At 71.1% G+C, this 14,342-nt stretch carries 14 protein-coding genes; 6 read left to right on the top strand and 8 right to left on the bottom strand.

Annotation, left to right across the window (positions count from 1 at the left end):
* Position 1 precedes the first annotated feature (1 nt).
* The gene (locus tag ABR571_RS05980; RefSeq protein ID WP_409452274.1) at positions 2-880 is read left to right on the top strand and encodes a polysaccharide deacetylase family protein; all 879 of its coding nucleotides are present in this window, start codon (positions 2-4) and stop codon (positions 878-880) included.
* A gap of 2 nt (positions 881-882) precedes the next feature.
* Here the strand turns inward: ABR571_RS05980 and gabT are convergent, their stop codons facing one another.
* From gabT to ABR571_RS05965, 3 genes are read right to left on the bottom strand one after another with little or no spacing between them, the layout of a single operon-like run.
* Positions 883-2,214: a 4-aminobutyrate--2-oxoglutarate transaminase gene (gene gabT, locus ABR571_RS05975; protein ID WP_409452273.1), complete on the bottom strand. Its 1,332-nt coding sequence runs from the start codon at positions 2,212-2,214 to the stop codon at positions 883-885.
* 9 nt (positions 2,215-2,223) lie between these two features.
* On the bottom strand, positions 2,224-2,451 hold the full coding sequence (locus ABR571_RS05970; protein ID WP_409452272.1) for a biotin/lipoyl-binding carrier protein: 228 nt from the start codon (positions 2,449-2,451) through the stop codon (positions 2,224-2,226).
* 55 nt (positions 2,452-2,506) lie between these two features.
* Positions 2,507-3,937 (bottom strand): gamma-aminobutyraldehyde dehydrogenase, encoded by a 1,431-nt coding sequence (locus ABR571_RS05965; RefSeq protein ID WP_409452271.1) that lies wholly within the window; start codon positions 3,935-3,937, stop codon positions 2,507-2,509.
* Positions 3,938-4,233: 296 nt separating this feature from the next.
* On the opposite strand from ABR571_RS05965, the gene leuA reads away from it, so the two are divergent.
* From leuA to def, 3 genes are read left to right on the top strand one after another with little or no spacing between them, the layout of a single operon-like run.
* Positions 4,234-5,964, top strand: coding sequence for a 2-isopropylmalate synthase (gene leuA / locus ABR571_RS05960; protein ID WP_409452270.1), 1,731 nt, complete (start codon positions 4,234-4,236; stop codon positions 5,962-5,964).
* 43 nt (positions 5,965-6,007) lie between these two features.
* The gene (locus ABR571_RS05955) at positions 6,008-6,616 is read left to right on the top strand and encodes a low molecular weight phosphatase family protein (RefSeq protein WP_409452269.1); all 609 of its coding nucleotides are present in this window, start codon (positions 6,008-6,010) and stop codon (positions 6,614-6,616) included.
* Positions 6,613-7,134: a peptide deformylase gene (gene def, locus ABR571_RS05950; protein WP_409452268.1), complete on the top strand. Its 522-nt coding sequence runs from the start codon at positions 6,613-6,615 to the stop codon at positions 7,132-7,134. The genes ABR571_RS05955 and def overlap by 4 nt, the downstream gene beginning before the upstream one ends.
* Here the strand turns inward: def and ABR571_RS05945 are convergent.
* From ABR571_RS05945 to ABR571_RS05930, 4 genes are read right to left on the bottom strand one after another with little or no spacing between them, the layout of a single operon-like run.
* Positions 7,107-8,618 carry a S8 family peptidase gene (locus ABR571_RS05945; RefSeq protein WP_409452267.1) on the bottom strand — a complete coding sequence of 504 codons (1,512 nt, stop codon included), beginning with the start codon at positions 8,616-8,618 and terminating at the stop codon, positions 7,107-7,109. The two genes, def and ABR571_RS05945, sit on opposite strands and share 28 nt — an antisense overlap.
* Positions 8,615-9,547, bottom strand: coding sequence for a hypothetical protein (locus tag ABR571_RS05940; RefSeq protein WP_409452266.1), 933 nt, complete (start codon positions 9,545-9,547; stop codon positions 8,615-8,617). The genes ABR571_RS05945 and ABR571_RS05940 overlap by 4 nt, the downstream gene beginning before the upstream one ends.
* Positions 9,548-9,551: 4 nt before the next feature.
* The gene (gene recR, locus ABR571_RS05935) at positions 9,552-10,148 is read right to left on the bottom strand and encodes a recombination mediator RecR (RefSeq protein WP_409452265.1); all 597 of its coding nucleotides are present in this window, start codon (positions 10,146-10,148) and stop codon (positions 9,552-9,554) included.
* 7 nt (positions 10,149-10,155) lie between these two features.
* Positions 10,156-10,485: a YbaB/EbfC family nucleoid-associated protein gene (locus tag ABR571_RS05930; protein ID WP_409452264.1), complete on the bottom strand. Its 330-nt coding sequence runs from the start codon at positions 10,483-10,485 to the stop codon at positions 10,156-10,158.
* 153 nt (positions 10,486-10,638) lie between these two features.
* On the opposite strand from ABR571_RS05930, the gene ABR571_RS05925 reads away from it, so the two are divergent.
* Positions 10,639-11,562: an N-acetylmuramoyl-L-alanine amidase gene (locus tag ABR571_RS05925; protein ID WP_409452263.1), complete on the top strand. Its 924-nt coding sequence runs from the start codon at positions 10,639-10,641 to the stop codon at positions 11,560-11,562.
* 69 nt (positions 11,563-11,631) lie between these two features.
* Positions 11,632-12,240, top strand: coding sequence for a hypothetical protein (locus tag ABR571_RS05920; protein ID WP_409452262.1), 609 nt, complete (start codon positions 11,632-11,634; stop codon positions 12,238-12,240).
* A 75-nt stretch (positions 12,241-12,315) separates the two neighbouring features.
* Here the strand turns inward: ABR571_RS05920 and ABR571_RS05915 are convergent, their stop codons facing one another.
* On the bottom strand, positions 12,316-14,229 hold the full coding sequence (locus ABR571_RS05915) for a DNA polymerase III subunit gamma and tau (protein WP_409452261.1): 1,914 nt from the start codon (positions 14,227-14,229) through the stop codon (positions 12,316-12,318).
* Positions 14,230-14,342 lie beyond the last annotated feature (113 nt).

Raw genomic sequence — 14,342 nt, 5'->3', positions numbered from 1 at the left:
GATGTGCATCGGGTCGATGGCGACGATGAAGGACCGGGCCCGCTCGCGGGCGCGGTCAGCGGCCTTGGACGCGCTGAGCCTGACCGCCGAGCGCAGCGGACGGACCGAACGCGGACTGGCCCGTCCGCGCGTCCTCTTCCTGCTGTTCCACGAGGTCCGGCCCGGCGAGGAGGACGCCTTCCGGACCCTGGTGCGCCAGATGCAGCGCGGTCATCGACTGGTCAGCCACAGCGAAGCGGTCAGCCGCGTTCTCGAGGACCGCATCGACGGCTGCTACGCGAGCATCAGCTTCGACGACGGCTTCACGAGCGGACTGGTGGCGGCGCGGATCCTGGAGGAAGAGGGCGCGACGGCCTGCTTCTTCGTCTGCCCCGACCTGCTGGACAAGGACCGGGCCGAGCTGGTCCGCACCTTCCCGCTGATCGATCGGGCCGAGCGCGGATCCCTCACTTGGGACGAGCTCGAGGACCTGCGCGCGCGGGGGCACGAGATCAACAGCCACACCCTGACGCATCCGATCATCGCCGGCGTCCCCGCCGAGGAAGCGGCTCGGCAGATCATCGCCTCGCGCGAGCAACTCGCGTCCCGGCTCGACTCCGGCGCGCACTTCGCCTGGCCGCACGGTCAGTTCGCCGACTTCACTCCTGCGGCTCGCGCCGCGGTGGAGCAGGCCGGCTACGTGAGCGGCGCGTCGGCGGTGCGCGGCGCGCACACGTCCGCCGTCGCGGCGGGCACCGTGCCGTGCTTGCGGCGGGAAAACATCGATCTCGCGTGGCCGGCCCGCCACGTCCAGTACTTCCTCGGCCGCAGCGCGCTGCGGTCGACCCCGGCCGACAACCTCTGGCCCGCTTCGCTGTCCCCGGCCGGCGAGGCGGCCTGAGTTCAGGCGTTCGCGGCGAACGCCGCCTCGAGGATGTCGAGGCCCTCGGTCAGCAGGTCGTCGCCGATGACGAGCGGCGGCAGGAACCGCAGTACGTTGCCGTACGTGCCGGCCGTCAACGCGACCAGGCCGTCGGCGTGGCAGGCGCGCGACACGGCGGCGGTGAGCTCCGGATTGGGATCCTTGCTGCCGGGCTTGACGAGTTCGACCGCCAGCATCGCGCCGCGGCCCCGCAGGTCACCGATCGCGGGATGCTTCTCGGCCAGCGCGGCAAGCCGCGGACGCATCACCGACTCGATGCGCCGGGCCGCGCCGCACAGGTCCTCGGCCCGCATCGTCTCGATCGAGCCGAGGGCGGCCGCGCAGGCCACCGGGTTCCCGCCGTACGTACCGCCCAGGCCGCCGCCGTGGACGCTGTCCATGAGCTCGGCCCGGCCCGTGACGCCGGACAGCGGCAGGCCGCCGGCGATGCCCTTGGCGGTGGTGATCAGATCGGGGACGACGCCCTCGGCGTCGCAGGCGAACCAGTCGCCGGTGCGGCAGAAGCCTGTCTGGATCTCGTCGGCGACGAACACGATGCCGTGGTCGGCGCACCACTCGGCGACCCGGGCCAGGAACCCCGGCGCCGGCACGATGAAGCCGCCTTCACCCTGGATCGGTTCGATCACCACTGCGGCACAGTTCTCCTCGCCGACCTGGGCGTGGGTGAGTGAGACGAACTGCTCGAACGCCTCGTCGGCGCAGTTGTCCGGACCGGTCGGCCAGCGGTACGGGTAGGCCATCGGCACGCGGTAGACCTCCCCGGCGAAGGGCCCGAAGTGGTGCTTGTAAGGCATGTTCTTCGCGGTGAGGGCCATCGTCAGGTTCGTGCGGCCGTGGTAGGCGTGGTCGAACACGACGACTGCGGGCCGGCCTGTGTACGCCCGGGCGATCTTGACCGCGTTCTCGACCGCCTCGGCGCCGGAGTTGAACAGAGCCGACCGCTTCTCGTGCTCGCCGGGAGTCAGCTCGTTCAGCTGTTCGGCCACCGCCACGTACTCCTCGTACGGGGTGACCATGAAACAGGTGTGGGTGAAGTCGGCGACCTGCTGGTGCACGCGCTCGACGACGCGGGGCGCGGCGTTGCCCACGGACACCACGGCGATGCCGGCGCCGAAGTCGATCAGCTGGTTGCCGTCGACGTCGACGATGATGCCCCCACCGGCCCGCTCGACGTAGACGGGCAGCGTGCTGCCCACGCCGGACGACACGGCGGCGACCCGGCGGGCGTGCAGCTCCTGCGAGCGCGGCCCGGGGATTGCGGTCTTCAGTGCGCGTTGCTGCGGTACGGACATCGAAGTCTCCTATGCGAGGACGGGATCGATGACGGCCAGCACGTCACCCTCTTGGACGACCTCACCCACGCTCACCGACAGGTCGCGCACCACGCCGTCGTACTCGGTCAGCACCGGGATCTCCATCTTCATCGATTCCAGAATGACGATCGTGTCGCCCGCGCTGACCGGAGCGCCCTCTTGGACGACCACGGACATGACGTTCCCGACCAGTTCGGCGACGATCGCATGGCTCATGCGCAGAGGCTATTGCGTACGGTGCCGGCGCGGGGCGAATTCGGACGGACAGCTGTCATGACCCGATGTTGTGCATGACGTGCTTGATGCGGGTGTAGTCCTCGAGGCCGTACACGGACAGGTCCTTGCCGTAGCCCGAGTGCTTGAAGCCGCCGTGCGGCATCTCGGCGACGAGCGGGATGTGCGTGTTCACCCAGACGCAGCCGAAGTCGAGGGCCCGGCTCATCCGCATGGCCCGCCCGTGGTCCTTCGTCCACACCGATGACGCGAGGCCGTACTCGACGCCGTTGGCCCAGCGCAGCGCCTCGTCCTCGTCGCTGAACTGCTGGACGGTGATCACCGGGCCGAAGATCTCCTGCTGGATCACCTCGTCGTCCTGCTGGAGGTCACTGACGACGGTGGGCTGCCAGAAGTACCCACGGTCGCCCTGCCGGGAACCGCCGGCTCGGACCTGCGCGTGGTCGGGCAGCCGGTCGAGCATCCCGCCGACCCGGTCGAGCTGGTTGGAGTTGTTGAGCGGCCCGTAGAGGATGTCGGCGTCGGCCGGCGCGCCCACCTTGGTGTTGCGGGCCTGCTCGGCCAGTGCGTCGGCGAAGTCGTTGGCGATGCGCGGACCGGCCAGGACCCGCGTGGCCGCGGTGCAGTCCTGCCCGGCGTTGAAGTACCCGGCGATGGCGACGTTCTCGGCGGCATCAGCGAGGTCGGCGTCGTCGAACACGATGACCGGCGCCTTGCCGCCGAGCTCCAGGTGGGTGCGCTTGAGGTCCAGCGCCGCGGCGGACGCCACCTCGTAGCCGGCGCGGGTGGAGCCGGTGATCGACACCATCGCCGGCACCGGATGCGACACGATCGCCCGACCGGTATCGCGGTCGCCGCAGACGACGTTGAACACGCCCGGCGGCAGGAACTCGGCCGCGATCTCGGCCATCATCGCCGTGCTGACCGGCGTCGTGTCGCTGGGCTTGAGCACGACGCAGTTACCCGCCGCCAAGGCCGGCGCGATCTTCCAGACCGCCATCATCATCGGGTAGTTCCACGGCGTGACCTGGCCGACGACGCCCACCGGCTCACGGCGGACGTAGGACGTGTAGCCGGCGAGGTACTCCCCCGCGCTGCGGCCCTCGAGCAGCCGGGCGGCGCCGGCGAAGAACCGGATCTGGTCGACAGCCGGCGGGATCTCCTCGGTGCGGGTGAGTTCGATCGGCTTGCCGGTGTTCTCGCACTCGGCGGCGATGATCTCCTCGGCCCGCTCCTCGATCGCGTCGGCGAACTTCAGCAGCGCGCGTTGCCGGTCGCTCGGGGTGCTGTCACGCCATGTCTCGAACGCCCCGGCCGCCGCGCGGTAGGCCGCGTCGACGTCCTCCGGACCGGACACCGGCGCCGATCCGAAGACCTCGCCGGTGGAGGGATCGACGAGGTCGCTCCTCCGTCCGTCCAGCGCGTCGACCGACTCGCCGTTGATGAAGTTGCGGACCGAACGGGTCACGAAGGCCTCCGGAAACGTGGGCTGTCCCAAGAACGCTACACACGGCCAGATTGCGTATCAACAACGAAATCCGTCAGATGGGATCGCCCGAACAACGGATTCCGCATTTCCGGACGCGTGCGGCGCGAGCAACGGCACACCGGTTAGACTCGGTCCATCATGACCCGCGCGCTGCTTCTTCGCAGCCGCGACGAGGCACTGGGAGCGCGGTAACCGCTTCGCTCCGGTCGGCCCCTCGTCGCGGGTCGCCCGTCTGCGCCGACGCTCCCTCGTGTTCGACAAGAGAGCAGATCGTCATGACCGCATCCTTCGCACAACGAACTTCTGGCATGCCGTGCCACCGCTATCGTCCCTTCCCCGCCGTCGACCTGCCCGACCGGACCTGGCCGACGAAGAGCATCACTGCCGCTCCCCGCTGGCTGTCCACCGACCTGCGCGACGGCAACCAGGCCCTCATCGACCCGATGAACGCCGCGCGCAAGAACGCGATGTTCGACCTGCTGGTCCGGATGGGCTACAAGGAGATCGAGGTCGGCTTCCCGGCCGCGAGCCAGACCGACTTCGACTTCGTCCGCAGCCTCATCGAGGGCGGCCGGGTGCCCGACGACGTCCGCATCTCTGTGCTGACCCAAGCGCGCGAGGAGCTCATCGAGCGCACGGTGCAGTCGCTGGTCGGCGCCAAGCAGGCGACCGTCCACATGTACAACGCCGCCGCTCCGGTCTTTCGCCGCGTCGTCTTCGGCTTCGAGGGCGACGGCCGGGCGGAGTGCCGTGCGGTCGCCGTCGACGGCGTCCAGGCGATAATGAAGTACGCCGACATCCATCTGGCCGGCACCGAGTTCGGGCTCGAGTACTCACCCGAGATATTCATGGACACCGAGCTCGACTTCTCTCTCGAGATCTGCGAGGGCGTCATGGACGTCTGGCAGCCCGACGCCGCTCGCGAGATCGTGATCAACCTGCCCTGCACGGTCGAGCGGTCGACTCCGAACGTCTACGCCGACCAGATCGAGTGGATGTCGCGGCACTTCTCGCGCCGCGAGTTCGTCGCGCTCTCGGTTCACACGCACAACGACCGGGGCACCGCCACCGCCGACGCCGAGCTGGCCGTGCTCGCCGGCGCGCAGCGCATCGAGGGCTGCCTGTTCGGCAACGGCGAGCGGTCGGGCAACGTCGACCTGGTGACGCTCGGGCTGAACCTCTACAGCCAGGGCATCGACCCGATGATCGACTTCAGCAACATCGACGAGATCCGCCGCACGGCCGAGTACTGCAATCGCATCGACGTGCACGAGCGGCACCCCTACGCGGGGGATCTGGTCTACACCTCGTTCTCCGGTTCCCATCAGGACGCGATCAAGAAGGGCTTCGAGGACCTCGACCGGCAGGCCGCCGCGACCGGAAAACCGGTCAGCGAGCTCCGCTGGGAGATCCCCTACCTGCCGATCGACCCGAAGGACGTCGGCCGGTCCTACGAGGCGGTCATCCGGGTCAACTCGCAGTCCGGCAAGGGCGGGGTCGCCTACATCATGAAGGCCGACCACAAGCTCGACCTGCCGCGGCGGCTGCAGATCGAGTTCAGCCACGTCATCCAGCGCCACACCGACGGCGAGGGCGGCGAGGTCGACGCCGCGCTCATGTGGCAGATCTTCTCCGACGAGTACCTCGCGCCCGGACGCGTCGAGGTGGTGAAGACGTCGTCGGTGAGCGACGAGGGCACCGAGCGGATCAGCGCGACGATCCGGGTGGACGGCGCCGAACACTCGATCAGCGGCCTCGGCAACGGCCCGATCGCCGCGTTCTGCGACGCCCTGTCCAACGTCGACCTCGGCTTCGGCGGCCTGACCGTGCGGGTGCTCGACTACAACGAGCACGCGCTCACGTCCGGACGTGACGCGGAGGCCGCGGCCTACCTCGAGATCGAGATCGGCGATCGCGTCTTCTGGGGTGTCGGGATCAGCGAATCCACCACGCAGGCGTCGCTGCGGGCCGTGGTGAGCGCGGTCAACCGCGCGGTTCGCGACTGACGGCGCGTCCAGCCCTCCCGCGCCGACCAGGGATACTGACGACGTGTCGTTGACGATCCTGTTCGTGTGCACCGGCAACGTGTGCCGCTCGCCGATGGCTGAGTACCTGCTTCGCAGCCGGGCGGACGCGGGTGCGGATCTGCGGGTCGCCAGCGCCGGCATCGCGGCGCTGGTGGGCGACCCGGTCGATGCCGGCTCGGCGAGTGCACTCGCCGAGCTGGGCATCGATTCCAGTCCCCACCGTGCTCGCCAGTTCGACCCGTGGGAGGCCGGCGACGCCGACCTCGTCCTCACGGCCGAGGTCGCGCACCGCGAGGCCGTCATGGGTGAGGTGCCGGGCGCGTTGCGCCGGACGTTCACGATGAAGGAATTCGCCCGGCTGCTGCCGCACGTGGGTCGCGGCCGACCGGCCGAGCTCATCGACCGGGCGGCGCAGATCCGTGGGATGTACGGCGCGGTTCCGCGTGCGCTGGACGACGTAGCCGACCCCTACCGCGCCGGACCGGCTCGGGCGCAGGCGACGCTCGGCGAGATCGCTACTGCCCTCGAACCGCTGCTGGCCACGTTCGAGCTGGAGGGCCCGGCGGCCCAGCCCCGCCTCCGTCCTTCGCCCGGTCCCCGCCGGCCGCTCCCGAAGGGCTCCCCGGCATGACCGGGGCTCCGCCCAAGATCGTGGTGGTGGGCCACCCGGTGCTCGCCGCGCGGGCCGAACCGGTCAGCGAGTTCGACGACGCCCTCGGCCGCTTGGTCGACGACATGTTCGAGTCGATGGCGGTCGCCAACGGAGTCGGCCTCGCAGCGCCGCAGGTGGGCCGCAGCCTCGCCGTCTTCGTCTACGACTGCCCGGACGAGACGGGCGCGCGGCACCGCGGGCACGTCGTCAATCCGACCATCGAGACGTTCGGCGAGCCTGAGGCGGCCGACGAAGGCTGCCTGTCGGTGCCCGGCCCGTACCGCGAGCTGGAACGGCCGAGCGGCGCGACCGTGCGCGGCGTCGACCGCACCGGTAAGCCGATCGAGGTGACGGGCACCGGCTTCTTCGCCCGCTGCCTGCAGCACGAGACCGATCACCTGGCCGGCATGCTGTTCATCGACCGGTTGCCGCGCAACATCCGCCGGCGCGTGCTCCGCGAGATGGAACCCTACGAGTGGAATGTGGTTCCCGGCTGAGCTCTCGGCCCGGGCCCCGGTCGTGGCCGCCGCGCGGCAGAACTCGCCGCGCGTTGCGCCGCCACGGGGCCAACTGTCGGACGGCCAGCTGTCGGAGGGATCCGCCCTGGGCCTGGCCTCGGGCGGGGGCGGGCCGCTGCCTGTAGCGCGACCGGCACGGGCGGAGTCGTCCAGGCGGGATGCGGCGCCGCGGCCGCCTGTTCCGGCAGCGTCGGCACGGGCGGCCCGGCGGCGGCGGGCCGGCGCCGATGGCCCTGCCCCCGCAGGCCGAATCCCAGCAGGACGAGCAGCAGCATCGCACCGGCGCCGGCCATCGCGAGACCGGTGATCACCTCGGGCGTCACACGCGGGTGCGTCGCCACGTCGAACGAGCCGGTCGACGCAAGCTGCTTGGCCGCCGGCGTCGGCGGGTGGGCCAGCACCCTGCGCAGCGCCTCGGCCCGGGTGGCGAAGGGTGCGGCGGCGGCGTAGACGGGGTTCGCCCGGCTGCTCGCGGCCGCGGCGGCGGACTGCACGCGGGGCGCGCCGCCGGTGACGGCGCGGTAGGCGTTCAACTCCCCGTACCCGAGCGATGGGCTGGGCGTCGTCCGCCGGCCGTCCAGGGTGGCCAGGATTCGGGCCGCCACCTCCGTCGCGTCCAGTTCCGGATGGGCCGACCACACCAGCGCGGCCGTGGCCGACGTCAGCGCGGTCGCCTGGCTCGTTCCGTCGCCCGAATACGCCGTGCCGGGCTGCCGCCCGAGGGACGCGATGCCCACGCCCGGCGCGACCAGCGTGAGGTAGGGCTGGCGCCCCGAGAATTCGGCCACCTTGCCGGCCGAGTCGACCGCACCGACCGAGATGACCCCCAGGCACACACCGGGATCCTCGACCGTGTTGGCCGTCGGCCCCGTGTTGCCGACGGACGCGATCACCAGCGCGCCCTTGCGCATCGCGTAGTAGACGGCGTCCTGCTCGTCGGTGCTGCAAGGGACGCCGTCGTGCTCGGCGGACCGCTTGCCACCGAGCGACATGTTGATGATCTTCGCCTTGTGATCGACCGCCCAGCGGATCGCGTCCGGGAGCTTGTCCGGCCGCTCGGCGTCCGTGGTGCCCGACAGCGCGACCGCGATCGGCAGGATCTTGGCGCCTGGCGCGAGCCCGGTTATGCCGAGCAGACCGGGACGGGCGACCATGATCGACGCCATCGCCGTCCCGTGGCCGAAGCCGTCGATCTCGCGATCGATCTGGCCGTTGCCCGACCGGCCGTAGTCGATCCCGCTCAGCACCCGGCCCCGGAGTTCGGGCAGCTCGGCGTTCACCCCGGTATCGATCTCGGCGATCGTGATGCCCTGTCCCCGGGCCCCGCTGTCCCACAGTGACTGGACGTGCCAGTCGTCGAACCAGTACTCCGGCGCGTTGGCCGGGCCCGGCGCGGCGACGGCTGCGGGCATCGGCGCGAGAGCGAGCGCGGCCACGCCGGCGAGCAGGGCCCCGCGTCTCACGAGGTCCACCGCAGGCTCAAGGGCGACACGGCGTAACCCACCGCGTTCACCGTCAGGTCGACGCGTCCCCGTCCGGCGATCCGCCGGTTGCGGAAGTCGAGCCGCTCGTACGAGCCCATGACCGTGGCCCGGGCGTGGACGCGCAGGGTGCCCACCGGGTCGGAGGCCAGCTCGACGGTGATGTCGTGCAGATCGCCGCTCAGGGTGCCGCGGACCGAACCGGGCACGAACCGCTCGGAGGGCAACGGGCACGTGGGGTCGGCCCGGCCGGCCAGGCACCGGTGCAGCTTGGCCCGGACCGCCGCGATGGCAACACTTCGACCGGCCGGGCTGACCTCGATGTCGATGGTGGTCTGGTCGAGGGGGTCGAGGCCGACGGAGTCCTGATCGGGGTCCAACTGCAGGTAGGGCGTGTCGAGCCGGACGGGAAGGGCACCGGGGAACATGAGCGTGCTGCCGAGCGGGATGCCGGCGCCGACGATGGACTCGCGCTGCCGCGCCGTGCCGGGGTCGAGCTCCGTCGCAACCGCGACCCGGTCGAGCCGCCAGACGTGGTTCGCCCGGTGCAGGCGCACGGTGCCGCTCACCGCGACCGGCCGACCGGGGAAGGCCAGCCTGTACCTGACCCCGACGCCGGCCGCGTCGCCGCTGCGCCGGACGGCCCCGACAGTGACGTTCCGGATCGGTGCGATCCGTTGCTGCTCGGCGAGCACGGTGGCCGTCAACAGGGTGTGCGGGCCGGCCGGGATGTCGCCGAACGCGAGCGCGTCCGGGGCGTCGGCCCGGGCGAGGGCGGCGAAGTAACCTCGCACCACGCCGTCCGCGCCGGCCGTCCTCGCATAGCCGCGGATGCCGACCACCAGACCACCGGCCAGCAGCGCAGCCGCGCACACGACGGCGACCCAGTAGAGCCGGCGGCGCACGCTCACCCGCCTACTCCACCCGGCGGCGACCGGAGAAGGCCCGCCCCAGCGTGACCTCGTCGGCGTACTCGAGATCGCCGCCGACCGGCAGTCCGCTGGCCAGGCGAGTCACGGTGAGGCCCATGGGCGACAGCATGCGGGCGAGATAGGTCGCCGTCGCCTCGCCCTCGAGATTCGGATCGGTGGCCAGGATGAGCTCGGTGACCACGCCGTCGCGCAACCGGCCGAGCAGCTCGCGGATGCGGAGGTCGTCCGGGCCGACGCCGTCGATCGGGCTGATCGCGCCGCCGAGGACGTGGTAGCGCCCGCGGAACTCGCGGGTGCGTTCGACCGCCACGACGTCCTTCGGCTCCTCGACCACACAGATGATGGTCAGGTCGCGCCGGGGGTCATCGCAGATACGGCAGATGTCGGCCTCGGAGACGTTGCCGCAGATCGTGCAGAACTTCACCTCGTTCTTGACGCGGATGAGGACGGCGGCGAGGCGTTCGACGTCGGTGTCCTCGGCGGCGAGCAGGTGGAACGCGATGCGCTGCGCGCTCTTCGGCCCGACGCCGGGCAGCCGGCCGAGCTCGTCGATCAGGTCCTGGACGGCGCCTTCGTACATCGACGGGTTACAGCCCCGGCAGGCCGAGACCGCCGAGGCTGTCACCGAGCCCGCCCATGCCGCCCGTGACCGGGCCCATCTTGTCGGCGGCGAGCTCCCCCACCGCGCGGTGCGCGTCGCGCACGGCAGCGACGATCAGATCCTGCAAGGTCTCGACGTCGTCCGGGTCGACCGCCTTCGGGTCGATGGTCAGCGAAGTGAGCTCGCCGCCCCCGGTGAGGGTGGCGGTGACCAGGCCGCCGCCGGCCGACCCGGTGACCTCGGCGGCCGCGAGTTCGGCCTGCGCGGCCGCCAGCTGTTCCTGCATCTTCTGGGCCTGCTTCAGCAGCTGCTGCATGTTCGGCTGTCCGCCGCCGCCGCCGAATTGCCCGCCACGCTGCGCCACTGGATTGCCTCGCTGTTCTGCGTCGTCCGCTTGTTCCACCTGTGCTGAACTCTAACCGGCGCGCCTGACGCCCGCCGGTCAACCGGCGCGTGCGATGGTGGGGCCGTGCGTCGCCGACTGCTGTCCGTGCTGCCGTTGGTGGCCCTCTCCATCGCCGGCTGCAGCTCCGCGGGTCCGTCCCGATCCAGTTCGCCGCCTCCCGCGGTTCCGCCGTCGGCGTCCGTCGCGTCGTCGTCCAGCGCCGTGGCGACACAGACGCCGTCCAAGTCGGTTTCACCGACTCGCTCGACGGCCGCGCGCCGTCCGACCACATCGGCGGCCGGGCGCACGTCGGCCGCGCGCCGCACGGTGGCGCCACCGGTGTCCTACAGCGGGACGACGGTCGTCCTCAATCCGGGCCACAACGGCGGCAACGCCAGTCATACCGCCGAGATAAGCCGGCTGGTGCCCGCCGGGTACGGCGACTACAAGGCGTGCGACACGACCGGCACCGAGACCAACGCGGGCTACAGCGAGCACGCGTTCAATTGGGATGTCGCGAAGCGGGTCCGGGCCCTTTTGCAGGCGCACGGCGTTCACGTCGTGATGACCAGGCCGGACGACACCGGCGTCGGGCCGTGCGTCGACGAGCGCGCCGCCATCGGCAACCGGGCCGGCGTGGCCGCTGTCATCTCGATCCACGCCGACGGCGCCCCGAGCTCAGGGCACGGGTTCCACGTGAACCAGGACAGCCGGCGACCCGACGGGGCGAGCGCCGCGACCGCCCAGCGTTCGCTGGACCTGGGCCGGGCGCTGCACGATGCATTGCAGCAGTCGTCGGGGCTCGTCCCGTCCACCTACATCGGATCGAACGGCTACTACTACCGCAGCGACCTCGCCGGGCTGAATCTGGCCACCCGGCCGGCGACCTTCCTGGAGCTCGGGAACATGCGCAATTCCGGCGACGCGGCTCGGCAGTCGTCGGCAGCGGGCCGCGAGCGCATCGCGAGCGCGGTGGCGGCGGGAATTCTCGCGTTTCTCGGCCGTTGACCCGGCTGGCCAGCGCGGTTCCGACCAACAGCGCTGGCTTATCCGAAAACATTAAGCGGGAACTGCACGGTGCCCGACGGCGCGAACGTCACCGTCAAGCACAACGTCCGAGTGGCCGCGAACGCGACCTTCGACGCGCAAACGCATTCGACGGTGACGATCTACGGCAACCTGATCGGGGGCCGCGGCTCCCGTGTGGGCCTCGGCTGTACGCCCGCGCACCCGTGCAACGGCGACGCATCGGAAACCACGTCCACCCACGACTACGTGGCTCACAACGTCATCCTCAATGGCGTGTTCAACGCCGCCCTGAACGGCGACACCATCGGTGGCAGTGTCATTTCCTCCGGCGGTGGGGCCGGCGTCGATTTCCCCGGCTTCATTCCGTTCTCGATCAAGGACGACACCATCGGCAAGAACGTTGTCGTGACGAACCTGTCCACGATTTGGTTCGGTGTCATCCGCAGCACCATCGGCGGCAACGTCATCCTCAAGAACGTCAACCTCGGCGATCCGGACGGCAACGAGGTCGTTGCCAACACCATCGGGAGGAACCTGATCTGCTCGGGCAACAGCCCGGCCAACCAGCTCGGCGACGCGGTCGAGGGTGCGCCGCCCGGGTACGGCCTGAACACGGTCGGTGGCCACGCGCTCGGACAGTGCGCCCGCCTGATCTGACCTCGAATCAAGCGCGAGCGCGGCGTCCCTGGGCACGGGGGCGCCGCGTTCGTCGTCTTCGCGATGAACCGGCGGTCAGCCCTCGAGCGGACGGGCGCCGAGCTGGTCGCGCAGCAGCTTCATCGCCTCGGCCTCGGGATCGTTCTGCGGCGCCGCGGCGCGGTCACGCGGTGCCGGTTCGTACTCGGCGTCGTCGCGGGGGTCGGGCTCCTCAGCGGGCGCGGCGCCGCCCGGACGCGTCGCCTCGCCGGCGGACGCGGCGACCGGGGCACCGTCGACACTGATCTTCCACTCGCCGCCGACGATCTTGGTGAGGGCCGCCCGCAGCACCGAGGTGTTGCTGTCGTCGCCGATCATCTTGGCCAGCGCGCCCGGTGCAGCGAGCGTGACCAGTTCGCCGCTGACCTCGGTGATCTGCGCGTTGTCGAGCAATGCCCGGGTGCGCCGGCTCGTCAGCTTCACAACCTCGAGCACCTCGGGCCACAGCCGGCGAAGTGCGTTGGCGTCGAGCACTCCGGGATCGCCCGGCGTAGTGGACGGCGCTGTCACCGGGGTTGTCGCCGACTCGGTCGCGGGCGCCGGCGCCGTCGCCGCCACGGCCGGGGGGCGCTCGGTTGCCTCGGGGCGGACGGTGGCCGTGGGCTGCGCTTCGTGGGCTCGCTCGGCGGCCGGGCCGGCCGGCACCGACGGCTTGCTCGCCGCCTTCGCCGGCGTGACCGGCTTGTCCGCCTGCTTAGGCGCGTTCGTCACGGCGGAGGCCGAGTCACCGGCCACCGCCAGCCTGCGCTCCAGCCGCTCGACGCGCTGCAGCACGGCGGCCGCGTCGGTCGAGGCGTCGGGCAGCATCATGCGGGCGCAGAGCAACTCGAGGACGAGCCGGGCCGCGGTCGTCCCCCGCATCTCGATCAGCGCGGTGTGCACGATCTCGGCGTAGCGGGTGAGGGAGGCGCCACCCAGACGCAGCGCCTGGTTGGCCATGTGCGCGAGCTGGTCCTGCGGCACGTCGATCAGGCCGCGCTCGCCGGCGTCGGGGACCGCGTCGAGCAGGATGAGGTCGCGGAAGCGGTCGAGGAGGTCGACCGAGAAGCGCCGCGGGTCGTGCCCGGCCTCGACGACCCGGTCGACCGTCCCGTACACGCCCGCGGCATCGCCGGCGGCCAGCGCGTCGACCATGTCATCGAGCAGGGCACCGTCGGTGACGCCGAGCAGCGCGATGGCGCTGGAGTAGGTGACGCCGTCGGGACCGGCGCCGGCCAGCAGCTGGTCGAGGATCGACAGCGAATCGCGCGCCGAGCCGCCGCCGGCGCGCACCACGAGCGGCAGGACGGCCGGCTCGACCGCGATGCCCTCGGCCGTGCAGATCGTCTCGAGGTGCGCCCGCATGACGGTCGGCGGGATGAGCCGGAAGGGGTAGTGGTGCGTCCGCGACCGGATGGTGGTCAGCACCTTGTCCGGCTCGGTCGTCGCGAAGACGAAGACCAGGAAGTCGGGTGGCTCCTCGACCAGCTTGAGCAGGGCGTTGAAGCCCTGGTTGCTGACCATGTGCGCCTCGTCGACGATGTAGACCTTGAAGCGGTCGCGGACGGGCGCGAAGAACGCGCGTTCGCGCAGGTCGCGGGCGTCATCGACCCCGCCGTGGCTCGCCGCGTCGATCTCGATGACGTCGATCGAGCCGGGGCCGTTGGGGGCGAGTTCCGTGCACGAGTCGCAGACACCGCACGGGTCGGGCGTCGGCCCTTGGATGCAGTTGAGGCTGCGAGCGAGGATCCGGGCGCTCGACGTCTTGCCGCAGCCACGTGGCCCGCTGAACAGGTAGGCGTGGTTGATGCGGTTGGCCGCGAGGGCCTGCCGCAGCGGCACCGTGACGTGATCCTGGCCGATGACCTCGGCGAACGTGGACGACCGGTACTTGCGGTAGAGGGCGAGGCTGGAGCCGCCGGCCGCCGACCGGGTCGAGTACGGTGGTGCGGAGGCCTCGACGTCTGTCACGCGTCGACACTAACCAGCGGGACCGACACCCGCCACGTCGCCCGTCGCCCCGCTCGGTGTGCCCGCGACCCGATGATCAACACCCTTTCCAGCGCACCCCGGCACGCCGGATC

Source organism: Jatrophihabitans sp. (genome assembly GCF_046262535.1).
GTDB lineage: Bacteria > Actinomycetota > Actinomycetes > Mycobacteriales > Jatrophihabitantaceae > Jatrophihabitans.
Note: the sequence above shows the minus strand (reverse complement) of the source record. Positions and strands in the feature narration are given on the sequence as shown.

Coding starts and splice junctions, on each gene's coding strand:
- ABR571_RS05980 (WP_409452274.1), top strand. CDS start 2: ATGTGCATCGGGTCGATGGCGACGATGAAGGACCGGGCCCGCTCGCGG.
- gabT (WP_409452273.1), bottom strand. CDS start 2,214: ATGTCCGTACCGCAGCAACGCGCACTGAAGACCGCAATCCCCGGGCCG.
- ABR571_RS05970 (WP_409452272.1), bottom strand. CDS start 2,451: ATGAGCCATGCGATCGTCGCCGAACTGGTCGGGAACGTCATGTCCGTG.
- leuA (WP_409452270.1), top strand. CDS start 4,234: ATGACCGCATCCTTCGCACAACGAACTTCTGGCATGCCGTGCCACCGC.
- def (WP_409452268.1), top strand. CDS start 6,613: ATGACCGGGGCTCCGCCCAAGATCGTGGTGGTGGGCCACCCGGTGCTC.
- recR (WP_409452265.1), bottom strand. CDS start 10,148: ATGTACGAAGGCGCCGTCCAGGACCTGATCGACGAGCTCGGCCGGCTG.
- ABR571_RS05930 (WP_409452264.1), bottom strand. CDS start 10,485: ATGCAGCAGCTGCTGAAGCAGGCCCAGAAGATGCAGGAACAGCTGGCG.